Annotated in this window: 19 protein-coding genes; 11 read left to right on the top strand and 8 right to left on the bottom strand. The window is 57.5% G+C overall.

Going from position 1 to position 24,456, the window contains the following annotated elements; genetic code table 11:
- Nucleotides 1–61 precede the first annotated feature (61 nt).
- Both ACFO5Q_RS05215 and ACFO5Q_RS05220 read right to left on the bottom strand, forming a co-directional pair.
- A complete protein-coding gene (locus ACFO5Q_RS05215) occupies nt 62–670 on the bottom strand; it encodes a 2OG-Fe(II) oxygenase (RefSeq protein ID WP_068149675.1) in 609 nt (202 codons plus the stop codon).
- Between the two features lie 18 nt (nt 671–688).
- A complete protein-coding gene (locus ACFO5Q_RS05220; protein ID WP_068149673.1) occupies nt 689–1,495 on the bottom strand; it encodes a class I SAM-dependent methyltransferase in 807 nt (268 codons plus the stop codon).
- Nucleotides 1,496–1,658: 163 nt separating this feature from the next.
- Between ACFO5Q_RS05220 and ACFO5Q_RS05225 the strand changes: the two genes are divergently transcribed.
- Both ACFO5Q_RS05225 and ACFO5Q_RS05230 read left to right on the top strand, forming a co-directional pair.
- Complete coding sequence (locus ACFO5Q_RS05225) at nt 1,659–2,084, top strand: hypothetical protein (protein WP_068149670.1); 426 nt, start codon at nt 1,659–1,661, stop codon at nt 2,082–2,084.
- 446 nt (nt 2,085–2,530) lie between these two features.
- The gene (locus ACFO5Q_RS05230; protein ID WP_068149663.1) at nt 2,531–4,474 is read left to right on the top strand and encodes a calcium-binding protein; all 1,944 of its coding nucleotides are present in this window, start codon (nt 2,531–2,533) and stop codon (nt 4,472–4,474) included.
- Between the two features lie 284 nt (nt 4,475–4,758).
- On the opposite strand, the gene ACFO5Q_RS05235 is transcribed toward ACFO5Q_RS05230, so the two are convergent.
- The 4 genes from ACFO5Q_RS05235 to ACFO5Q_RS05250 form a co-directional block, all read right to left on the bottom strand.
- The gene (locus ACFO5Q_RS05235) at nt 4,759–5,808 is read right to left on the bottom strand and encodes a helix-turn-helix domain-containing protein (RefSeq protein ID WP_068149657.1); all 1,050 of its coding nucleotides are present in this window, start codon (nt 5,806–5,808) and stop codon (nt 4,759–4,761) included.
- Between the two features lie 135 nt (nt 5,809–5,943).
- Complete coding sequence (glmS, locus tag ACFO5Q_RS05240; RefSeq protein WP_068149653.1) at nt 5,944–7,761, bottom strand: glutamine--fructose-6-phosphate transaminase (isomerizing); 1,818 nt, start codon at nt 7,759–7,761, stop codon at nt 5,944–5,946.
- A gap of 4 nt (nt 7,762–7,765) precedes the next feature.
- Complete coding sequence (gene glmU, locus ACFO5Q_RS05245; protein WP_068149650.1) at nt 7,766–9,133, bottom strand: bifunctional UDP-N-acetylglucosamine diphosphorylase/glucosamine-1-phosphate N-acetyltransferase GlmU; 1,368 nt, start codon at nt 9,131–9,133, stop codon at nt 7,766–7,768.
- Nucleotides 9,134–9,244: 111 nt separating this feature from the next.
- Nucleotides 9,245–10,270, bottom strand: coding sequence for a phytanoyl-CoA dioxygenase family protein (locus ACFO5Q_RS05250; protein ID WP_068149646.1), 1,026 nt, complete (start codon nt 10,268–10,270; stop codon nt 9,245–9,247).
- 318 nt (nt 10,271–10,588) lie between these two features.
- On the opposite strand from ACFO5Q_RS05250, the gene ACFO5Q_RS05255 reads away from it, so the two are divergent.
- Complete coding sequence (locus tag ACFO5Q_RS05255; RefSeq protein ID WP_156431994.1) at nt 10,589–11,701, top strand: sensor histidine kinase; 1,113 nt, start codon at nt 10,589–10,591, stop codon at nt 11,699–11,701.
- 8 nt (nt 11,702–11,709) lie between these two features.
- Here ACFO5Q_RS05255 and ACFO5Q_RS05260 read toward each other — a convergent pair whose 3' ends face one another.
- A complete protein-coding gene (locus tag ACFO5Q_RS05260) occupies nt 11,710–12,606 on the bottom strand; it encodes a LysR family transcriptional regulator (RefSeq protein WP_082719958.1) in 897 nt (298 codons plus the stop codon).
- A 180-nt stretch (nt 12,607–12,786) separates the two neighbouring features.
- Between ACFO5Q_RS05260 and ACFO5Q_RS05265 the strand changes: the two genes are divergently transcribed.
- The 6 genes from ACFO5Q_RS05265 to ACFO5Q_RS05290 all read left to right on the top strand — a co-directional run bounded on the left by ACFO5Q_RS05265 (nt 12,787) and on the right by ACFO5Q_RS05290 (nt 20,920).
- Nucleotides 12,787–14,292: a CoA-acylating methylmalonate-semialdehyde dehydrogenase gene (locus ACFO5Q_RS05265; RefSeq protein WP_068149639.1), complete on the top strand. Its 1,506-nt coding sequence runs from the start codon at nt 12,787–12,789 to the stop codon at nt 14,290–14,292.
- A 138-nt stretch (nt 14,293–14,430) separates the two neighbouring features.
- Nucleotides 14,431–17,235: a M16 family metallopeptidase gene (locus ACFO5Q_RS05270; protein WP_068149636.1), complete on the top strand. Its 2,805-nt coding sequence runs from the start codon at nt 14,431–14,433 to the stop codon at nt 17,233–17,235.
- A 163-nt stretch (nt 17,236–17,398) separates the two neighbouring features.
- Nucleotides 17,399–18,538, top strand: a complete 1,140-nt coding sequence (locus ACFO5Q_RS05275) for an acyl-CoA dehydrogenase family protein (protein WP_082719957.1) — start codon at nt 17,399–17,401, stop codon at nt 18,536–18,538.
- Between the two features lie 3 nt (nt 18,539–18,541).
- Nucleotides 18,542–19,600 carry an enoyl-CoA hydratase/isomerase family protein gene (locus ACFO5Q_RS05280; protein WP_068149633.1) on the top strand — a complete coding sequence of 353 codons (1,059 nt, stop codon included), beginning with the start codon at nt 18,542–18,544 and terminating at the stop codon, nt 19,598–19,600.
- A gap of 11 nt (nt 19,601–19,611) precedes the next feature.
- Nucleotides 19,612–20,493, top strand: coding sequence for a 3-hydroxyisobutyrate dehydrogenase (gene mmsB, locus ACFO5Q_RS05285; protein WP_068149630.1), 882 nt, complete (start codon nt 19,612–19,614; stop codon nt 20,491–20,493).
- 31 nt (nt 20,494–20,524) lie between these two features.
- The gene (locus ACFO5Q_RS05290; RefSeq protein WP_068149627.1) at nt 20,525–20,920 is read left to right on the top strand and encodes a hypothetical protein; all 396 of its coding nucleotides are present in this window, start codon (nt 20,525–20,527) and stop codon (nt 20,918–20,920) included.
- Between the two features lie 62 nt (nt 20,921–20,982).
- On the opposite strand, the gene ACFO5Q_RS05295 is transcribed toward ACFO5Q_RS05290, so the two are convergent.
- Nucleotides 20,983–21,708 carry a response regulator transcription factor gene (locus ACFO5Q_RS05295; RefSeq protein ID WP_068149626.1) on the bottom strand — a complete coding sequence of 242 codons (726 nt, stop codon included), beginning with the start codon at nt 21,706–21,708 and terminating at the stop codon, nt 20,983–20,985.
- 319 nt (nt 21,709–22,027) lie between these two features.
- On the opposite strand from ACFO5Q_RS05295, the gene ACFO5Q_RS05300 reads away from it, so the two are divergent.
- Both ACFO5Q_RS05300 and ACFO5Q_RS05305 read left to right on the top strand, forming a co-directional pair.
- The gene (locus tag ACFO5Q_RS05300; RefSeq protein WP_068149623.1) at nt 22,028–23,290 is read left to right on the top strand and encodes a hydrolase; all 1,263 of its coding nucleotides are present in this window, start codon (nt 22,028–22,030) and stop codon (nt 23,288–23,290) included.
- Nucleotides 23,291–23,404: 114 nt separating this feature from the next.
- On the top strand, nt 23,405–24,451 hold the full coding sequence (locus ACFO5Q_RS05305; RefSeq protein WP_068149620.1) for an arginine N-succinyltransferase: 1,047 nt from the start codon (nt 23,405–23,407) through the stop codon (nt 24,449–24,451).
- Nucleotides 24,452–24,456 lie beyond the last annotated feature (5 nt).

Below are 24,456 nucleotides of genomic sequence, written 5' to 3' on the forward strand. Positions count from 1 at the left end.
CAATGGCTTTCGCGGCATTATAGCCGCAATTATTTCGTTTTCATGGCGGAAGTTCTTCTTATCAGTCTCGCCGTTTCTCCGCGCGGAACCACAAATTGAAGGCCCATTTCTCGCCTTCCTCCACCGGACAGCCGGCATGAAGGGACAAGGGATGGCGCACGGTGGTGCCAGCATTGCAGTTGTGAAAGACCAGCAGCTTGCCCTTCTCGGGCGGCACGCTGATTTTCAGTTTGGGGAACTCGGTCTGGCCGCCCTTCTTCACATTGGTAAGGTAGCCAAGAACGGTGATGATCCGTTGGCCGCCGCCTTCCCAGTTTCGCTTCCCGGCCTCGGTTTCCGGATCAAACGCGTCAAAGTGGGGGCGATATTCCTCGCCCACGCCGTAGCGGATAATCTGGAAATGTTCGGCATGATTAAGCGGCATGCCAACAAGTCCAGCGACCCTTTCTGCAATCCGTTTGCAGGCGATATCCGCCGTATGGTCCACCCAACAGACATCGTTGGTCCGCCCTTTGGAGAGTACGCCCTCCGTGCCGCCGGAGACCTTGGCACGCTCCATCGTCTTGGTTTTGGCGCGGGCAATCAGGTGCGAACATTCAGCATCACTGACAAAGTCGGCAATGGTGTAGACGCGCGGGTCCAAATGCAGGTCAATGATGGCGCGTTTCATAATTCAAACCTGTTTTCCCTAAATCGCAGCTTGGTTCTTGTGCCCCCAAACACAGAAAACCCGGTGGGGGACCATGAGTGCGGCACCACCATACGTCTGCTTAAGGTAGGCTGCCAGTTCCAATTTGAAGGCGGCGCGCTTTTCCGCTGGCAACATGGCGATCCCAGCGCTGGCCTCAATCCTGCCAACCCAGGCTTCCTGACTGTAAGGTGCGCCTTCGTCATAGCTGAACGACTGGATGTTCGTGAATTCACCGCCAGCGAGGTCGCCGAACCAAGCTGGGTAAATACCTGTGCCGCCACTGGCTTTCCAGTCCGGGTTATAATTCAGGATCAGTTTTTCGGTGCCTTCAACAATGTTTCCGGGAAGTGGAAGCCAATCAAAATGGCAGATCATCATCATTCCACTAGGCTTTAAAAGGCGGTGCGCTTCAAGAGCGGCGGCCCTGCGGTCAAACCAATGCCAGCACTGACCGGCGGTGATGAAATCGAACTGCTTTCCATCAAGGCCCGTATTCTCTGACGGACGCTGGAGAAAGTTAATTTCCAACTGCTGTTTGCTTGCGAGGCTCCGGGCTGTTTCCAGCATTTCCGCATCAATATCTGTCGCGGTTACCTTATGGCCCATGCTGGCCAAGGTGCGTGCGATTGTGCCGGTCCCAGTTCCCATGTCGAGCGCCTTGCCGCTCCCGGCCGGCAGTAGGCCGAGTAAGGCCCAGCGGTCATACATGGAAACAGGAAATCCCAACCGGTGCACGGCATAGGCTGATGCGGTTTTGCCGAATTCCGGCGTTGCGGTTGGTTTCTCGATGCCTTCCCTTGCCATGTTTATCCCCCATTCGTTTAATCGCCTCCTTTATATCACAGCAAATTCAGGTCAGGCTTTTCATTTTAGCATTGTGTCTGGGCGGCAGTCTTTACTACAAGTAGGTATGTATAGCGCGCCGGCGGGTCACAGGCCGGGCATAAGATATCCAGGGAGGGCGTAAATGGCACAGTTGAAGGCAGGCATCTTGGGGGCCTTTCTTATTCTCGGTGTTGGTGCATGCGGCACCGCAACGAACGCAATGGACGATGGCGTGCCCAAGGTCGCTGAAGATATGACACTGCCGAGCGGCGAGATGATCGGCGATATCGTGATGCCTGCGGGTTCGGCGATGGACGCCAAGGATTCCATTATTCTGGGGAACGGGGCAAACGCCTTTGGCAAGATCATTGCCCAGGTAAAAGCCAAGCAGATCAAAGTGATGCAGTTTTACAAGGAAAACATGCCAACCCAAGGATGGGGACTGATCAGTGAAATCCAGGACGATGATATCCTGCTGACATTCCAGAAGCCCACGCGGGTTGCTGTGATCCAGATCGAGCGCGGTCGCGCGACGGACCTTACAATTACGGTCACACCGCGGAACTAATACCCCTACAGAAAATTGATGAAAGGCGGTGCCAGGAAGAAGCTCCGGGGCCGCCTTTCTTGTTACGGGCATGCCGGATGGCTAAAGGGCTTAATGCCGCCTATAGCAGCATTTTGTAGATTAAATGTCCGATCATTCATTAAATTGTACCGCGACGGTTTTACTTTGTTGGCTTTTGCGATAAAAGAGCATTCGCCATTCAGTCAGGGGGCGAGTGATCATGCCAAATTTAACCGCAAACGGTGATGAATATACCATCTACACTTCCGCGGCACATTTTCAGGACTATCCGGTAACCGCCCGCCTGGAAGGTGGCGCGGCCACCGCTGTGAGCAGCGGATGGCAAATAAGCACACAGCCTCACATGATTGGCACTCAGCGTCACATACGGCCCGCAGTTTTGCGCTAAGTTTCTTTCTATTTAACAGATTGGGGAGCGAATATTCATGCCCGGTTTAACCGCAAACGGTAACGAATTTACCGCAAATACTTATACTAGTGTGGGTCAGGTTCGACCGGAAATAGCCAGCCTTGAAGGCGGCGGTTATGTTGTGGTCTGGACAAACTTCAGTGCAGCATACGACGGTGATGGTTACGGCCTGGCAGGACAAGTTTTTGATAGCGATGGCAACCCGGTGGGCGCTGAGTTTACCGTAAACACTGAGTTTGAGGACAATCAAGACAATGTAGCCGTTACGGGCCTGCCGGGGGGCGGCTTTATTGTAACCTGGGGCTCCAATGATCTGGATGTGGACGGGGACAATGCCGCTGTTTCTGGGCAGATATTTGACGCTTCGGGCAACAAGGTAGGCGGTGAATTTGCTGTCAATACCGAGGTTGAGGGCTTTCAGTTAACGCCCGATGTTACCAGTCTCGCAGGTGGCGGTTTTGTCGTTACCTGGGAAAGCACTGATCCTGATGTGGATGGGGATGGTTACGGTATAGCCGGCCAGATATTCGATGCCGCTGGTAACAAGGTAGGCAGCGAATTCGTTGTCAATACCGAAGCGGAAGGGACGCAGGAGAAAGCCGTCGTTGCAGGCTTGAGCGGTGGTGGTTTCGTTATCGCCTGGGAAAGCGGTGATCCTGATGTGGATGGGGACAGCTCGGGTATTGCTGCCCAGATATTTGACGCCTCAGGTAACCCGGTGGGGGGCGAATTTACCGTCAATACGGTAAGCCAGGGCGCTCAGGATGAGCCGGATATTGCCGGGCTTACGAACGGTGGCTTCGTGATTACATGGCGAAATGGCGCTACAGATGCGGATGGTGACCTTAATGCTGTTTCTGCCCGTATTTTTGACGCCTCAGGCACCCCCAAGGGGGATGAGTTTATAGTCAACACCTTGACGTCCAGCGTTCAGACGCAGCCATCTGTTACTGCCGTCTCAAAAGGTGGGTTCGTTATCTCCTGGACGCAGAATGCTGCAGGCGGTGACGGTGATGGCACCAGCATAGCCGCGCAGCTGTTTGATGCGAACGGCAATAAGGTAGGTGATGAGACGACGATCAACGAGCGTGTCGCAAGTGCCCAGAACCATTCTGCAGTTACCTATCTAAGTGGCGATGATGTGGCGTTTACATGGGTCAGTAGCGATCCTGCGGTTGACGGTGACAGCTCAGGCATCGCAGCACGGGCGTTTTCTTTTTCATTGCCGAGCACGCCGGACCACTCTGAACAGCCGACTTCAAGCCTGGATACGACGACCGCTACAGACGGCAATGACACTCTTGAATTCGGCGTGGATGACGACACGGTCGCGGCAGGCAGCGGCGATGACTATGTGGATGGCGGCCAGGGCGATGACACGGTCAGCGGCGGTGCTGGCAATGACACCATCGAGGGCGGCGACGGCGCTGACCTTATCCTTGGTGGGGCGGGCGATGACCGCATCTATGCCACCAACATAGCCAATGAAAATGGCGATGTCAGCGGCAACATTGTTTGGGCGGGTGCTGGTGACGATGTTGTTTATGGCGGGTTGGGCAATGATACGCTGGGCGGTGGCACAGAGGCCGATAGCATTGAGGGCGGCCGCGGTGCAGACCTGATCTACGGCGGCGAAGGCAACGACACGCTTGATGGTGGTTCCGGGGCGGATACCCTTTGGGGCGGTGCGGGCGATGATGTGCTGACAGGCGGCAGTGGCGCTGACGTTTTCATCTTCGGTGCTGTTTCCGGCAACGACACTATCACCGATTTTGATCTGGGCGACGATGTGTTGTTGGTGAGCTTTGCGGGTATTACCGACCTGGCAGGTCTGCAAGCCGCGTCAGCGGAACAGTCAGTTGATGGCCAGGACGGCGTGCTGATTACCCTCGGCGAAGGCGAAAGCATCTTCATCATTGGCCTGCAACTGGATGATTTGGCGTCCGTCACCCTGGGATGAAGTAGCTGGACAATAAAGTATTGTATTCGGGTGGTGTTTGCAGTTCGTCTGCTTCGATGTGGGTCAACAGCCACCTAAAGCAGGATGGTCATGCCTGTGAGGTCGGCAGTATTGAGCCCTTCAAGGAACAGCCTGCCTGCCCCACGGGGGTCGATCAGGACGCCACTGTTCACGGCGGTGGCCGCTGCCTGAAAAGATGAGGCTGCGTGCCTATTTGGCGGCAGGCTTGAGTGCAGGAGTTGAGTGAGCAGATTGTAGCTAGTCGCGCTTTGGCCTGAGCTGGCTTATGTGCTACCAGTCTGGGCAGACATCATAAACTCCCGCGCGGAATAGCCGAAGGCGCGCTTGAACTGGCGGCTGAAGGTTTCGCGGCTTTCAAAGCCGGCGTCAAACGCCAGTTGCGTGACATTCCGGACGCGCCCAAGCTTAATCTGTTCAAGCGCCCAATTCAGCCGCGCCCGCTTAACCAACTCCATGGGGGTGCCGTAAGGTTTGCAAGCCCGGTAAAGCTTACGCCGGGAGACTGCGACATGATGGGCGATCATGTCGGGCGACAGGGCAGGGTTATGAAGGTTTTCGCTGATATATCGCTCGACCGCACTGTACACGGCTGCGTCTGTGGTTGCCGACTCAAGCCGCCGGGAATCGCTGTAGCCAAGTAGCGCTGTTTCCATAAGGTCGAGCGCGCTGTGGCTAACCGCCTCGGCTTCCGCAACAGTTAGCTGGTGCAAGGAGTCCATCGCCATGCGCATGAACCGCCATGCCAGGAACACCATCGGTGTTTCCTCTAATATATCGCCGTGCATGTCAGCCAGCATGGGCATGCGCTCAAGCATGACCGACTTGGGCATCGCAAGCGTCAGGTTCTCAAACCCCTGGCTGGAGATATGCATCGGTTGGGCAAGGTCGACGATGCGGATCTGGCCGGGCCGGATCAGTTTGCCGTGGGCATATTCGGTCGTCGCGTCACCGCCATGCACCTGAAACTGGAATGCCATGATATCGCAACCGGGTTGATCAATGAATTTGCCATTGCGGTTGATAGTGGCTTCGCTGTTGACCCAGCAGCGCGACAGGGAGGAAACGCTTGTCTTAGCTTCCTCCATACCCGCTTCAAATGAGGCTGCGTAGGGGCCGGGGCGCGTCAACGTCCCAACCTGCCCGCGAAAATCATACCAGCCGTCGAACTGTTCTTTCTGCGCGAGGGCGCTGGTTTCGAAGCTCAAGACGGTCATCCGCTCAGGTGCGGCAGTCAAGCTATCGTAGTTAAAAGCATCTGTTGTCCGGCCGTTTGCATCACGCCAACGCGCTGTGCCGGGTTGTTTCATGGCCATTGCCGCTCGCCCCCGAGACTGAGGTACACATCATTTCAGAAAATCGGCCCGGCCTCAAGGCCCAAGCCCCGCGCTTTCTCTCGGGCCTATTGGGGGCTTCTCGGCCTGCAAGTAGCAGATATCTTATGTGGGGGTTCATTCCACGGTTACTGATTTCGCCAGATTCCGCGGCTGGTCCACGTCCGTGCCCTTTTCAACGGCGGCATAATAGGCCAGTAGCTGGACGGGGATTGCATAGAGGATCGGTGTTACCAATTCGCCGGCGGATGGCATTTCAAGGCGTGCGAACATGCCTTCGGCCTCGCTTTCCGCATTGTCCGACAGCAGAATCACCTTGCCCTGGCGGGCCATGATTTCCTGCAGGTTTGAAACTGTCTTATCGATCAGCTCGTCATTCGGTGCGATGCCGATGACGGGCACATTTTCGTCTATCAGCGCGATGGGGCCGTGCTTTAGCTCACCAGCGGCATAGCCTTCGGCGTGGATATAGCTGATTTCCTTCAGCTTCAGCGCACCTTCCATGGCGATGGGGAAATGGATGCCGCGGCCCACGAACAGGACGTCGCGTGCAGGGGCGATCGCGCGGGCGATTTCCTCAATTGCTTCGTCATTGGCCAGTACCTGCGCCATCAGCTTGGGTGCGGTTTCCAGCTCCTGAACGAAGGCTGCTTCCTGTGCTTCATCGATCTGCCCCTTGGCAGCGGCCAAGTCTACTGCCAGGGCCGCAAGCACGCTCAGTTGGCAGGTGAAGGCCTTGGTGCTGGCCACGCCGATTTCTGCGCCCGCGTGGATCGGCAGCACCACGTCAGCTTCCCGTGCCATAGTAGAGCCCATCACATTCACGATAGTTGCCACGCGCTGGCCTGCCGCCTTTGCGTGCCTCAGGGCCGCCAGTGTGTCTGCCGTTTCACCCGACTGGGAAATGAAGATGGCCAGGCCGCCATCCATGTATACAGGCTCGCGGTAGCGGAACTCACTGGCGATATCCACCTCAACCGGCACGCGGGCCAGTTTTTCAATCCAGTAGCGCGCCACAAGGGCGGCGTAATAGCTGGTGCCGCAGGCTACGAGCGTCACCTTAGGAACCGTCGCCAGTTCAAACGGCATGTGGGGCAGGCGCACCTTGCCAGCCACTGGGTCCAGATAGCGCCCAAGCGCCTGGGCCACTACCGTCGGCTGCTCGAAAATCTCTTTCTGCATGAAGTGGCGGTGATTGCCTTTGTCCACCATGGTGGCCGCCACCTGACTAATGGTGGTGGGGCGCTTGACGGCTTTGCCTGCCTTGTCAAACACTTGCACGCTATCGTGGGTCAGTTCAGCCCAGTCGCCTTCCTCAAGGTAAATCAGCTTGCTCGAGAGGCTCGCGAGCGCCATGGCGTCTGAGCCCAGATAATTTTCGCCTTCGCCGAAACCAACCACCAGCGGGCTGCCTTCGCGCGCACCGAACATCAGGTCGTCCTCGCCCTTTATTAGCACGCATAGCGCAAAGGCACCGACAAGACGGCCAAGGGTTTTCTGGAAGGCATCGCGCGGGGCCATGCCCTCATTCAGATATGCGGTCAAAAGGCGCGCCACCACCTCGGTGTCGGTTTCACCTTCAAACGTTACGCCTTTCGCCAGCAGCTCTTCCTTCAGGGGGCGGAAATTTTCGATGATGCCGTTATGCACAATTGCGACCTGGTCGGTCATATGCGGATGGGCGTTGGCTTTAGTGGGTTCGCCGTGAGTTGCCCAGCGGGTGTGGCCAATGCCGTTATTGCCAGACAGCGGCTGGGCTTCGATCACAGCCCTAAGCTCGCTCAGCTTGCCGGGCGCGCGGCGGCGGTCCAATTTACCCCCCTCAATGGTGGCGATGCCGGCGCTGTCATACCCGCGGTATTCAAGCCGGGCCAGGCTTTCAAGAATGCGTGGGGTGGCAGGAGATGTCCCGAGTATTCCAACGATGCCGCACATTTCCTCAGGACCCTTTCTTGTTCTTTTCAGCCGCTTTCTTGGCGGCCTGTTCTTCCCGGAACTTGGCGGCGAAGCCTGCCTTGCCCATCTGTTTGCCGCGGCCAACCGCGAGGGCGTGGTCATCCACATCCTTGGTGATCACGCTGCCTGCGCCCACCATGGCACCTTCGCCCACTGTCACGGGTGCCACAAGCGCGGTGTTCGAGCCGATAAAGGCGCCTGCACCAATGATGGTCTGGAACTTGAGGAAGCCGTCATAATTGCAGGTGATGGTGCCTGCGCCAATGTTGGCGTCAGCGCCGATGGTGGCATCGCCAATATAGCTCAGGTGGCTTACTTTCACGCCCTTGTCCAGTGTGGCTTTCTTGACCTCCACGAAGTTGCCGATCTTGGCACCTTCGCCGATGTCGGCGGCGGTCCTGAGGCGCGCGAACGGGCCAACGCTTGCGCCCTTGCGCACTGTTGCGCCTTCCAGGTGGCTGTATGCCTTGATGGTGGCGCCGTTTTCCACTGTTACGCCGGGGCCGAAGAAGACGCCGGGCTCAATGGTGACATCCTGGCCGATTACTGTGTCATAGCTGAAATAGGTGGTGGCGGGATCGATCAGGGTCACGCCTGCGGCCATGGCCTCTTCGCGTTTGGCTCTTTGGAAGCAGGCTTCGGCCAGCGCCAGGTCGGCGCGGCTGTTGACACCAAGCACGTCTTCTTCGGCCGCCAGGGTCACGGCGATGGTGCGCCCGTCCTTGCGGGCAACAGCTACAAGGTCAGTCAGGTAATATTCACCCGCCGCATTGTTGTTCGACAGTTGGTCCAGCCAGCCAAAAAGCGCGCTGCCGTCAATCAGCATCATGCCGCTGTTGCAAAGCGTGATGGCGCGCTCGGCCTCTGTGGCGTCCTTATATTCGACAATACGCTCCAGCGTGCCACCGTCATCCAGTACCAGACGGCCGTAGCGGCCCGGGTCTTCCGGTGTGAAGCCCAACACAACAAGGCCTGCATTGGTGTCGCGCGTGCGGGCATCGATCATGGAATGCATTACTTCCAGCGGAACAAAAGGTACGTCGCCATATAGCACCAGTACGTCTCCGCTGTGGCCTTCAAGGGCATCGCGGGCAACCATGACGGCGTGGCCTGTGCCATGTTGTTCCGCCTGCGTAACAATCTCGCAGCCGCTTGTAGCGGCTTCCACCTGTTCGCGCCCGGCACCGACCACCAGGATTTTCCGGCTGGGCTGAAGCGCGTCAACGGTTGCCAGCAGGTGATGCAGCATGGGGCGCCCGCCAACAGGGTGCAGCACTTTATGCAGCGCCGATTTCATGCGGGTTCCCTTGCCGGCGGCCAGGACTACGACAGCTAGGTCTTTATGCGGCATAGAATAACATCCCCCTGATGCCCGTTTGCGTGAAGCATAACGGCAGATACCTGATTTCTAAACAGAATTCAGGCCTTTTTTTGAAACTCGTGTATCGGAATGGGGCAGTAATCAGTCCAGCATGTCATGCGCATTGATCAGGTGCCAGCTGGCGCGGCTGTTTTTCGACGCTGCGACCTTGTCCTTGTGGCGCCAGAAACGGTGCAAAATCGCGTGCTCCAGCCGCATGCGCCACCGGAGGCCGAAACCGGGCAGGATGGAAAACGGATTATGGCGGCTGTAGGCCCACAGCTCGATCCTGTTGGCGCCGTCCTTGGCCTGGCCGCGACCGTGGAAGCCGTTGGTGTTGGCAATTACGAGCGTGCCTGCCTTGGCTGTAAGGCCTTCTGGTGCGGGCAGGCCCATGGCCTCCAGGTCCTCGGGCCCGGCACGGAATGAGCCTTTTTCGGAATAGCCATCCCCGATGTTAGCTGCCACGCAGGACCGCCGGTATTCCCATTTGAAGCGCTTCCACGATAGCCGGTTCGACCCACGAACATAGGTGAAGGGGCCGTCTTCTACCTCAACGTCCTCAAGGAACAGCCAGGCTTTCATGGTGGGGTGGAAGGTGTCTGCATGCATCGTTTTTTGGGGGTCAGCCTTGCCGCTTCTGAAGCCGTTGCGGATTCGCTGGATATAAAGCATCGGCCGAATGGCGGTGGCGCCGCCATAGGCCAGAAGGTCAAGGAAGCGCTTGTTCTCAGTCGCAGACTTCAGCGCTGGGCGGCCTTCAAGCGCCGCGTGATCCAGCAGGATGCGCTGCGTGGCTGTATTGCCCTGTGTCATCTGCCGCACTTCACCGTCGTATGCAGCTACCTCCGCCCGGATATTCTCCAGCGTTTCCTTGTTCAGGAAGTCAGGCACCATGCAAAAGCCATCACGCTGGAAGGTCTGGCGCAGGGCTTTCGGCATTTTGTGGGCAAGCATCATCCAACGGAGGTGTGCTGTCGCGCGCGCAAGCAGGACCCTGATCATATGCAGTCCAAGCCTGTTCAGGATAGGGGACCCGATGATCGGATTGGCCTTGAAGGACTTGCCCTGGGTCCCAAGGGCCAGAATCCAGACAGGCCACATATGTATTTTGAAGGCGCGACGCATGTGTTTCCCCGAATGCCTGAAGCCCGACTGCAGGCTATCTTTATCGGTTAGGGGCTTTGTAATCAAATGAAAGCATTTCTTGCGGCAAGCTGCCGCATGGGGGACGCTCAAGTGACAACAACAAGAAATATGGGTTAGTATTTGGTGCTGCTGCTGCAGGTAATAGTTGCCGAACCGGGCGGAGCGAACTATTAACAGAAAGAGGACCTTAAAGGTCTAGCGGATTATCTCCCGATTGTTTGCGGACGCCATTGGCTGCGCGGCATAGGGAGGGAAATAGTGCCCGAGAGGGCTATTCCTTGCCATTGGGGGGCACGAGTGGGAATAGTGCACGCTGATCTTCTGATTTTCCTGGGTATCACCATGGTACCCTTGATGCTGCTTGCCAAAGTCAGGCGGATCAAGGGCCTTGATCGTGGCCTGAAGATGATTCTCCTCGGGTCGGCGATCCTCAGCGTTGCTGCCCTTGTCGACTATCTCGAAGAAACCACGCTGAAGTCCCATATGGATGCCATGGCGGGCAAGGATACCTGGAACCTGATGGTTGCGGCATTTGGCTATGTGCCGGGTATTTTCCTGATGGCGCTGGGCCTTTCGCGCTGGTTCAAGATTTCGCTGCTGTGGGAAGACGAAGTGCGCCGCCGTAAGAAAGCGGAAGCGGACCTTCTGCAGCGCACGCAGGAACTGCAGCGCGCTGTTGAAGAAGCAGAGCGGGCCAATCGCGCCAAAACCGAATTCCTGGCGAAAATGAGCCATGAACTGAGGACGCCGCTCAATGCCATCATTGGCTTTTCAGAAGTGATGAACCTGCAGGTTTTTGGCCGTCTAGGAGAAGAGCGCTACCAGGAATACAGCCACCTGATCAACCGCAGCGGCAAGTTACTCTTGGATATCATCAGCGACATTCTTGACCTTGCCAAGGTGGAAGCCGGCAAGCTTGAACTGGACGAAGAAGAATTCTGCCTTGATGAGTTGGTGGATGAATGCCTGCCAATTGTTGAGTTCAACGCCAAGGAAAAAGGGCTTCTTGTTGATTCGGAGATCACGCGTGAGCTGCATGTCTGGGCGGACCGCCGCATCGTCAAGCAGATGCTATTGAATCTTCTGTCGAACGCCATCAAATTCACACCGGCGGGCGGAACCATTACCGCAGGATGCACTGTGCTGCCAGACAACAGCTATGCCATCATCGTCAAGGATACAGGTGAAGGCATGACAGACGAAGAAATTGCAACCGCCCTTGAGCCCTTCGGCCAGATCGAAAGCGTGCTGACACGGAGCCACGAAGGTACGGGCCTTGGTTTGTCACTGGTGCGAACCTTCATCCAGCTTCATGGTGGCGATATCTTTATCGAAAGCCAGAAGGGTGTGGGCACTAATATCTGCCTGAAGTTCCCCAAAGAGCGCGTGATTACGAAAGCGGCTGAATAGCTGTTACTTTACAGAGCCCCCAAAAGCGTGCGCCGTTCCGAAGCAATCAGCGTGGTCAGGAAAGTACAGACCTGGTCCATATGGGCTTCTGGTCTGAGGTCGTCATGAACCACCAGCCATAGGTCGCGGAGCACAGAAATTTCGCTTGGCAGGACTGGCGTAATGCCCTTGATGCGGTCTGCCAAATAGCAGGGCAGAAGTGCGATCCCAAGGCCCGCCTCGGCGGCGTTTGCCTGCCCGGTTACGCTGGTGGTGCGAAAAATCACATGCGGGTCACTGATGGCCTTATCCAGCATCTGCAGTTCCGGCAGCGGCAGCAGGTCATCCACATACCAGATGAAATGGTGATGCTTCAGGTCAGACAGGCTGACGATGGGTGGGTGTTGCTGCAGATAGCTTGGCGCCGCATAAAGGCGCAGGCGGTAAACCCCCGCCTTTTCGCTGACGATCCGGCCGTGGCTTGGCCGTGCCAGCGTGATGGCGGCGTCTGCTTCCCGCCTGCTCAGGTTCAGTGACCGGGTCTCTGCGACCAGCTCGAGCGTGATGCCCGGGTTCCTTTGGCGGAAGCCCATGCAGTGGCGAACCAGAAACTGGCTGCCGAAGGCTTCGGGCGTGGAAAGTCGCACCGTACCCTGGGGGCCTGAGGCCACAGGTGCCACCTCGTCCATCAGCGCAAGTGAACTGGCCTCCATCCTTTCGGCATAGGCAAGCATGCGGCGCCCGTCGGCGTTCAGCTTGTAGGCCCGATTTTCCCGGTCGAACAGCTCAATGCCCAGTTCCTTTTCAAGCGCTGTAATGCGGCGCGAAACCGTTGTGTGATCAACGCCCAGCCTGAGCGCTGCCGCAGCCAGCTTGCCGCGCCGCGCCAGCTCCAGGAAATAGCGCATGTCGTTCCAATCGAACATTTTGAGGCACCATTATAGTTTGTGCATAATTGCACAAACTATAATGCAAAACTTCTCAGTGACGTGCAATATTGCATGTTATAGGGTGTGCCGGATTTTGGGGCGGAGTCGCGGCCCACGACCTTTGAATGTCCGATTTCCCGGACGGCGGCCGCGTGTATCATTTTGGAGACTTAACGCATGTATGAGCGTCATCACTATATTGGCGGCAAGGACGTAGAAGGCACGTCCGGCCGGTTTGGTCCGATTTTCAACCCATCCACGGGCGAGCAGGCAGGTAAGGTATCGCTGGCCAGCAAGGCGCAGGTTGAAGACGCGATCGCGGCAGCGGATGCAGCATTTCCGGCATGGGCCGCAACGTCTGTTGTAAAGCGCGCGCGCGTTCTGCAGAACCTGGTGCACATTCTGTACCGCGAAAAGGACGCGCTTGCTGAAGCGCTGGCGTCTGAGCACGGCAAGGTGTTCTCTGACGCGCAGGGCGATGTGCAGCGCGGCCTTGAGGTTGCCGAGTTCGCACAAGGCATCCCGCACCTGATCAAGGGCGAATTTTCCGATAATGTTTCTACCGGTATCGACATGTATAGCATGCGCAAGCCGCTGGGCGTTGTTGCGGGCATCACGCCGTTCAACTTCCCGGCCATGATCCCGCTGTGGATGAGCTGTGTGGCGATTGCTTGCGGCAACACATACGTTCTGAAGCCATCGGAAAAAGACCCGACTGTGCCGCTGATGCTGGCCAAATGCTGGGCCGAAGCTGGCCTGCCGGATGGTGTGTTCAACGTAGTGAACGGCGACAAAGAAGCTGTTGATACAGTTTGTACCGACCCACGCGTGAAGGCCGTGTCCTTTGTGGGCTCCACGCCGATCGCACAGTATGTTTACGCAACCGCAACCGCGCATGGCAAACGCTGCCAGGCAATGGGTGGCGCGAAGAACCACATGCTGATCATGCCGGATGCTGACCTTGAGCAGGTAAGCGATGCGCTGATCGGAGCGGCCTATGGTTCTGCAGGCGAGCGCTGCATGGCGATTTCCGTGGCTGTTCCTGTGGGCAAGGCAACTGCTGACAAGCTGGTTGAGATGCTGAAGCCACGTGTTGAAGCGCTGAAGATCGGCCACTCCATGGACATGGAAGCCGAAATGGGCCCGCTGGTGACAGCTGACCATCTGGCGAAAGTACGCGGTTATCTTGACCTGGCTGAGCAGGAAGGCGCTTCCGTGGTCGTTGATGGCCGGAACTTCGAATATAAGATGCAGGGCTTTGAGAACGGCTACTATCTTGGTGGTTCCCTGTTCGACAACGTCAAGCCGGAGATGCGTACCTACAAGGAAGAGATATTCGGTCCGACGCTGCAGATCATGCGCACTGAAAGCTTCGACGAAGCCGCAAGCCTGCCGTCCATCCATGAATATGGCAACGGCACTTCGATCTACACCCGCGACGGCGACACTGCGCGCGAATATGTGAACCGCGTTGAAGTGGGCATGGTTGGCGTCAATGTGCCGATCCCTGTGCCGCTGGCGTTCCACACCTTCGGCGGCTGGAAAAACTCCGCCTTTGGTGACATCAACCAGCACGGCATGGAAGGTGTTCGTTTCTACACCAAAACCAAAACTGTGACCTCCCGTTGGCCAACGGGTATCCGGTCCGGCGCAGAGTTTGTAATTCCAACGCTGAACAGCTAAATTACTAGGGCCCGGAGCATGATGTGTTTCCGGGCCCGTCTGTTTTGGGGGTGAGACAGAAAAGTTCCAAGTAAATCAATACCTTCGAAGCAACGAGGGAGCGGGGCATAGCCCCACCAAACACGAGAACGCGGGGAGATGATTCTCATGAATTTCAAATCACTACTACTTGGCGCTGTGGCGCTTACGGCTCTGGCAGCCTGCCAGCCAGAAGAAGGCAACACAAAGTCTCAGCCTGTTGCAGCAGAAGTCGACACCAGTGTGGACCTGAAGGTCGATATTCCATTTGAAAAATTTACGCTCGATAATGGCCTCCGGGTCATCGTACACGAAGACCGCAAGGCGCCGATTGTGGCTGTCAGCGTTTGGTATCATGTGGGTTCGAAAGACGAGCCTGAAGGCAAGACCGGTTTTGCCCACCTGTTTGAACACCTTATGTTCAACGGGTCGGAAAACTATGACGACGAATTCTTCAAGCCTTTCAAGGCCGTTGGCGCAACTGCGATGAACGGCACCACCTGGTTTGACCGCACGAACTATTTCCAGAACGTTCCAACGCCGGCGCTTGATATGGCGCTGTGGATGGAATCGGACCGCATGGGCCACCTTCTGGGGGCTGTGACGCAGGAAAAGCTGGATAACCAGATTGGCGTTGTACAGAACGAAAAACGCCAGGGCGACAATGCACCATATGGCCTGGTGGAATACCGCCAGCTTGAAGGTCTGTTCCCTGTTGGCCACCCATACCGTCATTCCACCATCGGCTCGATGGAAGACCTTTCCGCCGCGTCGCTCGATGACGTGAAGGGTTGGTTCAAGGAATATTATGGCGCCGCCAACACGGTGATTGTTCTGGCGGGTGACATTGATGTCGAGACCGCCAAAGAGAAGATGAACAAATTCTTTGGCGATATCCCGGCAGGCCCGCCGCTGAAGCAACACAAGGCCTGGGTGCCGACGCGCGAAAACAACACCATTGAAGAAATGGTGGACCAGAAAGCCCCGCAGGTTCGGGTTTACCGCAACTGGGCCGTGGCACCACGCACGGACATGGACTATGCCGAACTGGTGTTGGCAGCCGACGTGCTTGGCGGCGGCAAGAACTCGCGCCTCTATCAGGCGCTTGTATACAAGAACCAGCTTGCGGTCAGCGTGAATGTGAGCGCGCAGCCGTTTGAGCTTGCTTCTATGTTTGAAATTCAGGCGACCTTGAAGCCAGGCGTGGACGAAGCTGAAGTACAGCGCCTGATCGACGCCGAGATGGACAAGTTCCTTGCGGAAGGTCCAACGGCTGAAGAACTGAAGCGCGCGAAAACCAGCATTCTGGCTGGCCGAATTCGCGGGCTTGAGCAGATTGGCGGCTTTGGCGGCAAGGCAACAGCGCTTGCGCGCTCAGAACTGTATGCCGGTGATCCTGGCTTCTATTCGAACCTCCTGGATCATCTGAACAATGCGGGCATGGGTGAAGTGAAGGAAGCGGCCAACAAGTGGCTGGGCCAGGGCTACTATCAGCTGACAGTACGCCCCTATCCGAAATACCAGACAGCCGAAAGCCAGGTTGACCGGTCCAAGGGCCTGCCTGAGGTTGGTGCAATGCCAGACCTGACGTTCCCTGAAATTCAGGAAGCGATACTGTCGAACGGCATGAAGGTTGTTGTTGCAAACCGCCCAACCGTGCCGGTTGTGAATATGGCCCTGCAGTTTGACGCGGGCTATGCGGCTGATGCCGGTCGACCGCTCGGCACCGCAAGCTTCGCGCTCGCGATGCTGGACGAAGGCACGCCAACGCGCACGTCACTTGAAGTGGCGGCTGAGCTTGAAAGCCTGGGTGCGACGCTCTCGACAGGCTCCAACCTGGATATGAGCAATGTCAGCATGTCCATGCTGAAGGCGAATATGGAATCGTCGCTTGCACTGGCGTCTGACCTGGTGCGCAACCCGGCCTTCCCGCAAGAGGAAATCGATCGCCTGAAGCCACGCTGGATTCAGGGCATTGCTCAGGAAAAGGCACAGCCGGTTCAGCTTGCGCTTCGCACGCTGCCACCGCTTCTATACGGCACAGGCCATAGCTACAGCGTGCCATATACCGGTTCCGGCACAGAAGCCGCGATTGAAGGCATGGAGCGTAGCGACCTGGTGCAGTTCCATACGGACTGGATCCGCCCGGACAATGCCAAGATCTTCATGGTGGGTGACATCACTTTGGATGAAGCCACAGCAGCGCTTGAAAAGGCATTCGGCAACTGGCGGGCACCGTCAACACCTGTTCCGTCCAAGAATGTCGCTGAAGTGGCGTTGCCAAGCGAAGGCCGCGTGATTGTTATGGACAAGCCGGGCTCACCGCAGTCGCTGATCCTTGCAGGTCACTTGTTCCCGTCGACGGGCGACGAAGCCTACATGACGCAGGAAATGGCAAGCAGCATCCTGGGTGGTGATTTCACTAGCCGGGTTAACATGAACCTGCGCGAGGACAAGGGCTGGGCTTACGGCGCCTACACCTTCACGACCGATGCCCGCGGCCAGCGCATGTGGCTTGTTTATGCACCGGTACAAACGGACAAGACGAAAGAGTCCCTGCAGGAACTGGAAAAAGAGTTCGCAGCGTACCTGGGCAACAAGCCTGCGACAGCTGAAGAGCTTGAAGTGTTCGTTGCTGACGCCGTGAACAGCCTGCCGGGCCAGTTTGAAACGTCTGGTTCTGTGCTGGGCAGCCTGCTGTCGAATGACCGCTTTGGTCGCTCGAACGACTATGTGCCAAGCCTGACCGCCAAATATAAGGCGCTTGATATCGAAAAAATCAAGGCCGCGGCGCAGGCCAATATCCACCCAGAGAAGCTGACCTGGCTGATCGTGGGTGACTGGTCAGCGATCAAGGAAGGCATCAGTGAACTGGATCTCGGCAATGTCGAGGTTTGGGACGCAGACGGCAACAAGGTCGAGTAAACCGACATAGAGTATTGCGGGTTGCGCTTCGGCGCCGCCCGCACCAACCGGCCATCCCGCTTGGGCAAATTCGGGACGGCATATTTAGTATCCCCGGCAACAGTCGGGCTGGCGTATGGGGCACGGGGCGTGCCTCCAATGAGATAAACCCAAGGGGGTAGTCTTGGACTTTTCACTTAATGAAGATCAACGCGCCATCCAGGATATGGCACGCAGTTTCACCGCCGACATGATCACACCGGAAGCCCACAAGTGGGACGAAGACAAGGTGTGGCCCGCAGATGTGGCGAAGGCCGCTGGCGAGCTTGGCTTCGGCAGCATCTATGTGTCCGAGGAAGGCGGGGGCTGTGGCCTCAGCCGGGTGGAAAGCGTGCTGATTTTCGAACAGCTTTCCATGGGCTGCCCATCGACCGCGGCGATGATCTCAATCCACAATATGGCGACCTGGATGATCGATTGCTTCGGCAATGACGACCAGCGCGCACGCTTTGTAGGCGAGCTTTCAACGCTTGAAAAGATGGCAAGCTATTGCCTGACCGAACCCGGCGCCGGGTCTGACGCAGCAAGCCTCAAGACAAAGGCGGTGCGCGACGGCGACGAATATGTCCTCAATGGCTCAAAGGCGTTTATCTCGGGCGGTGGCACCAGCGACGTCTATGTCGTGATGGCGCGCACATCAGACGACGGCGCAAAGGGCATCAGCTGCTTCATCGTTGAAAAAGACACACCGGGCCTGTCGTTCGGCGCGCAGGAAAAGAAACTGGGCTGGCACAGCCAACCAACCGCTGCTGTGATGTTCGATGATTGCCGCATTCCGGCTGCGAACCTTGTGGGCGCGGAAGGCCTGGGCTTTAAAATCGCCATGCAGGGCCTTGATGGCGGCCGCCTTAACATCGGTGCCTGCTCCATCGGCGGGGCGCAGCGCGCGCTTGATGAAGCCGTCACCTACACCAAGGACCGCAAGCAGTTCGGCAAGTCCATTGCCGACTTCCAGGCCACCCAGTTCAAGCTGGCGGATATGGCGACCGAGCTTGAGGCCGCGCGGCTTCTTCTGTACGCCGCCGCCCAGAAGGTCACCAACAAGGCGCCAGATGCGGCAGCCGCTGCTGCCATGGCCAAGCGCCTGGCCACCGACACGGGCTTTGATGTGGTGAACGCGTCACTGCAGCTGCATGGCGGCTATGGTTATCTGCAGGATTACCCGATTGAGCGTATCCTCCGTGACCTGCGCGTGCACCAGATTCTCGAGGGCACCAACGAGATCATGCGGGTTGTCATCTCCCGCTCGCTTTTGAAGGACTAGACCATGACGGACGCTGAAGTACTGTTCGAGCATCGCGGCACCATCGGCCTGATCACGCTCAACCGCCCCAAGGCGCTGAATAGCCTGACGCACAATATGGCGGTGGAGATCACCCGCCAGCTTAAGGAATGGGCGATCATGCCGTCTGTGCAGGCGGTTGTGGTTGTGGGCGCCGGCGACAAGGCCTTCTGCGCCGGCGGCGACGTGGTGAAGGTAACGCAGTCTTACAAAGACGGCACCACCGAGTGGCGTGATTTCTTCCACGACGAATATCTGATGAACATCGCCATCGATGAGTTCCCCAAGCCCTATGTGGCGCTGGTGGACGGCATCACCATGGGCGGCGGCGTTGGCGTTTCGATCCCCGGTGATTTCTGGGTCGCGACAGAAAAAACGTTGTTCGCCATGCCGGAAACCGGCCTTGGCCTGTTCCCTGATGTGGGCGGTGGCTGGTTCCTACCGCGCCTTCCGGGCGAAACCGGCATGTATCTGGCGCTTACTGGCGCGCGTATCAAGGCGCCTGACCTGTATGCTCTCGGGATCGCCAGCCATGTGGTTTCAAGCAATGACATCGACGCCATCGTCTACAAGCTGAGCCAGAAAGAGATCAAATGCGAGGACTGCGTGCAGGTGGTGCTGGATGAATTCCACAAGGACCCAGAGCCCGCGCCAATGGCCGAAGTGTTCGATGAAATCGACGGCGCGTTCGCGGGCGTTCGCGTGGAGGAAGTCCTGCACGCGCTTGAAATCGACGAAAGCGAGTGGGCGCAGAAGCAGTTCAAGATTTTGATGACCAAGTCACCCACCAGCCTGAAGCTGACGTTCGCGCAACTGCGCCGCGGTGAGGTGCTGGAGACGTTCCGCGACAACATGCGCATGGAATACCGCATGGTGAACCGGGTGATGGCCGGGAATGATTTTTCCGAGGGCGTGCGCGCCATCCTTCTGGACAAGGACAATAACCCGCAGTGGAACCCGAACACGCTGGACCGCGTGTCGGACGAAGAGATTGAAACCTATTTCAGGTCGCTGGACGATCTGGAACTTGATATTGCCGAGTAGGGAGAGAACAGATGACAACAGTTGCATTCATCGGCCTTGGAAACATGGGCCTGCCAATGGCGAAAAATCTGGTCTCCGGCGGCATGACCGTACGCGGGTTTGACCTGTCGGCTGATGCCAAAGCGGGCCTCGTTGAAGCTGGTGGCCAGGCGTTCGACAGCGTTCATGACGCGGTCGACGGCGCGGATGTGGTGATCACCATGCTGCCGAACGCCAAGATCGTTGAAAGTGTGTATGCAGATGTCACCAAGGCGGCCAAGGACGGCGCGCTGTTTGTCGACAGCTCCACTATCGATGTGGCAACAGCCCGCAAGGTCGCTGACCGCGCCCATCACGCCGGTTTTGAAATGGTTGACGCGCCGGTTTCCGGCGGTGTGGGCGGTGCGGCCGCAGGCACACTCGCCTTCATGGTCGGTGGTAGCGCGGAGGCGTTTGAGCGCGCCAAACCTGTGCTGGAGCCCATGGCGGGCAAGATCGTGCATTGCGGCGATGCAGGCAACGGCCAGGCGTCCAAGGCCTGCAACAACATGCTGCTGGCCATCTCCATGATCGGGGTATCCGAAGCCTTCAACCTGGGTCGTGCGCTCGGTTTGGATGACCAGACGTTTTTTGACGTGGCATCGAACGCAAGCGGCCAGTGCTGGTCCCTGACCACCTATTGCCCGGCGCCGGGCCCTGTGCCCACGGCCCCATCGAACAACGACTATAACCCCGGCTTCGCCACCAACCTGATGCTCAAGGACCTCGGCATCGCCATGGATGCGGCGGGCGACACCGGTGCGAACACGCCCCTTGGTGCGCTTTCCCGCGAGATTTACAAAGCGATGGACGACGCGGGCTTCGGCGGCAAAGACTTCTCCGCCGTGATCAAGCATCTGGCTGGTAAGTTATAGAAGTCTTTGCTTGTAGAAAGGCTAGTTTGAAATGGACTTGCTCCCGCGAAGAACCTTCTTTCAACGAGACCTTTCCACTTTCACGGCTACAATGCTGGCAGAACGGGGAATCGGGTTTGCTGCAGAGTTTGAACATCTTCCAGCGGTAGACGATGAGCCATATTGCGGTTTTTTGACAGCAGACAAGTTAGTCAGAATTGAACTCTATGTGGACTCTGCAAACATTGTCACATTTTTCGATGGCAAAGAGGAGTCGATTTGTTTGGAGTGCTACGAAGGGCATGCCTCTGTGGCGGTTGCCGAAGACTTCAAGGTTGCGTTGGCTTCAGTCTTAAAGCGCTTCGAAGGAGTTAGGCATGAGGACGTTCTGGAGCATCTGGATGATAAGGGAATCCAAAGCCGTTGGGCGGGTTTGTTCCGCCGCTAAGTAGAAAAAGGCCCGGGCATGTCTGCTCGGGCCTTCTTCTTGGCAGCTAGTGCGTATTGTTATCAGCTTGCGGCCGCATAGGCCCAGCTGGGGGAGTTTTGGGAGGTTCCGCTCGACTGCGCTGGCCCGCGGCCAACAGCACCATAGCGGATCACCGCCTGCGTGCGGTTCGACACACCCAGCACCTTGAAGATGGCATGCATATGCGCCTTCACAGTGCCTTCCGCGATATCAAGCCGCGCGGCGATTTCTTTGTTTGGCAGGCCGTCTGCGGCCATGGCCAGGATTTGCTTCTGGCGATAGGAAAGGCGGCTCAGGTCCACCGACTCCGCAACCGTGTGGCGGGGTGCGGGCGCACGGCCCATGCCGCTTTCAAGCGCACCGCGCACGTTCGGGGCAGCAGGGCTGCTTGCAACAGCGCCGAAACCATCAAGCGGCAGTTTGAGCGCCCGACGGATGGCGGTGACCATCTCTGCCACGCTGGCGCCGCGTTCCACGCTCACGGCACCGGCGCAGTCATTGGTGCGTTGGCCCTCGCGGTCCAGTATCGTCACAACTGCGGCGTCAGGATACAGGCGGCGCACCAGCTTCATGCAGTCGATGCCGTCGTTGCCCAAAGATCCGGGGTGAACAATAATCAGGGAAAGGTCATCATGATTGGCGGTTTTCGCCAGAAATTCATGTTCACTGCTGGCTTCCATAATTTCCTGGAAATTACCGGATACCAGAATCACTTCCCTAAGGGAGAGACGGAGAAGTTCTTCCCCATCAACAATCAGAGCTTTCATAACACATCCTCGCTTTTTTTCTTGCCCCACACCCTTTGCGGTTCTTTTAGGACAAGTGAAATATAAGTGAACCTCATATCTCTCATGTTTTTTTGTACTTTCACTTTACGCAAAAAGTGATGGAACTTTGGGATGATGCGATGAATTGAGCGCGGGATGCGATGAGCCGAACCGCCATTTCTGCGGTTTAGGCAAGCTGCGACCGTATAATCTAGGATACTGGGCTTTCGGCCCCGCCGGTCCCTTGACGATGGTGGGGGATTCCCCGTACCCATGAGGGATACCGAAACACGCATCAACCAGTGAAAACGGAGCCTGTATGACCAGCCTGCTGAAGAATCTGCCGTCTTATGATGAAGCCAGGACTGCCCTGGACCGCATCGACGCGCGCCAGCAAGATATGGTCGACACGGTGATTGCTTGGTCGCGCGTGAACAGCGGCAGTCGGAACCTTGAGGGGCTGGCTGAAATGGAAGCGCTGATCCTTGAGGCGTTTGAGCCCCTTGGTGCTGAGGTGGAGCTGATCGACCTTGCGGACGGCGAGGCGGTCAATGAGAAGGGCGAGGTGGTCACGGTAAAGAATGGCCGAACCATCCGTATCTTCAAGCGCCCGCATGCCAACCGCAAGGTGTTGATGACAGGCCATACAGATACGGTGTTCGCCAAGGATCACCCGTTTCAGGAACCTGTGTGGCTTGACGCGGGCACGCTCAATGGCCCGGGTGTGGCTGACATGAAGGGCGGCATCATCGTTATCCTCAATGCGCTGATGGCGTTTGAGGAAACGCCGCTTGCTTCAAGCGTGGGCTGGGAAATTTTGCTGTCGCCGGACGAAGAGACCGGCTCGCTGGCTACGGCCCCATTGCTCGCAGAGCGCGCCAAGGCGGCGGATATCGGCCTGACTTATGAGCCTGCGCTCGCGGACGGCACGCTGGCGGGCGCCCGGAAGGGCAGCGGCAATTTCACCATCGTGGTGCGCGGCAAGGCCGCCCATGCGGGGCGCGAATTCCATGCGGGTCGTAATGCCGTGGTGCACCTGTCAAAGATCATTGCTGACCTGGCGGCGCTTACGGACGGTCGGCCGGAACTGACGGTGAACCCGGCGGTGATCAGTGGCGGGGTGGCGCCGAATGTTGTGCCTGATATGGCATGGTGCCGCTTCAACGTGCGCCTGAAGGAGCCGGAAGACGCCACATGGTTCCAGGCTGAGCTGGACAAGATTGTCGCGCGCTTTGGGGCCGAGGACGGCTTTGATGTGTCGCTTCATGGCGGCATCAACCGCCCGCCCAAGGCACTCAGTGACGCCAACCAGAAGCTGATGGACGCCATCAAGGCATGCGGCGCGGACCTTGGGATTGAAATCGATTACGTGCCCACTGGCGGCTGCTGCGAGGGCAATAACCTGGCGGCTGCGGGCCTGCCAAACGTGGATACACTGGGTGTGCGCGGCGCGAACATCCATAGCGCGGACGAGTTCGTTTGCGTGGACAGTTTTGCGGAAAGGGCTAAACTTTCCGCTCTTATTCTTCTGGCTTTCGCGAGCGGTCAGCTCGACGACGTGGTGAAAGCCAAAACCGCATGATGCGCACAGAAGGGGATTTCGCGCATCACTGAGGTTTGAAGACTTGGCCAAAAGGCCACTTAGGCAACCGGGGCCCTGATATGCTGCCCGGACACAGAATAAGGGATATGGCACATGTATGTGGTGCGACCAGCACGATTGAAAGATCTTGATGGCCTGCAGGCGCTCGCCAAAAAAACAGGCACGGGGCTGACAACCCTGCCGGTGGACAAGAAGGCGCTTGAGGCAAAAGTCAGGGAATCCATGGAGGCCTTCTCAAACCCGCCGGACATGAACAAGAAGACCAGCTATCTCCTGGTCATGGAAGACCCGAAGGAGGGCAAGATTGTCGGCACAAGCGCGCTCCTCGTAGGTGTGGGCCTGGATAAGCCTTTCTATAGCTACCGCATCCTGCACCAGACGCAGGTGAGCCACGAGCCCGAAATGCGGGTGGATACTGAACTGTTGCAGCTATCGAACGATTTCGTGGGTGCTACTGAAGTTGCGACGCTTTTTGTGGATGAAGATTACCGCAAAGAGAATGTCGGCAAGCTGATGTCAAAGGCGCGTTATCTCCTTATGGCTGCGCACCCGGACCGTTTCTCGGATCAGGTGATTTCCGAAATCCGCGGCTGGGTGGACGAAAACGGCAACTCACCGTTCTGGGAAGCTTTGGGTCGTCACTTCTTCGGCATGGATTTCAAGACCGCAGACCGGATCAACGGCCTTGGCAACAGCCAGTTCATTTCTGACCTGATGCCAAAGTTCCCGATCTATACGGCGCTGCTGCCTGAAGAAGCCAAAGCCGTGATCGGCAAGCCACACGACAGCGCGCGCCCGGCGATCAAGCTCCTTGAGAAAGAAGGTTTCCGCTTCTCCCGCTCGGTAGACATCTTCGATGGTGGCCCGGCGATGGAAGTGCACAAGCGCGGCATCTGGACCTTGCGCAAAAGCGTGTCTGGCGAGCTTGGCGGTACCGTTGAAGGCGGCGGGCATGACCCGATGCACATGGCCTGTAATCCGTCCCTGGATGACTTCCGCGTGGTGCTCACGAACGTGGTTGAAGGCTCTAGTGGCCTTTGGATTCCGGAAGAAGCAGCCGCGGCCCTGCACCTCAAGGCTGGGGACCCAATCATGTATGCGCCTATCGGTCGCCGCGTGCCACCGCAACTGGCAGAGTAGGGAGT

The organism is Kordiimonas lipolytica, assembly GCF_042651265.1.
Lineage (GTDB): Bacteria > Pseudomonadota > Alphaproteobacteria > Sphingomonadales > Kordiimonadaceae > Kordiimonas > Kordiimonas lipolytica.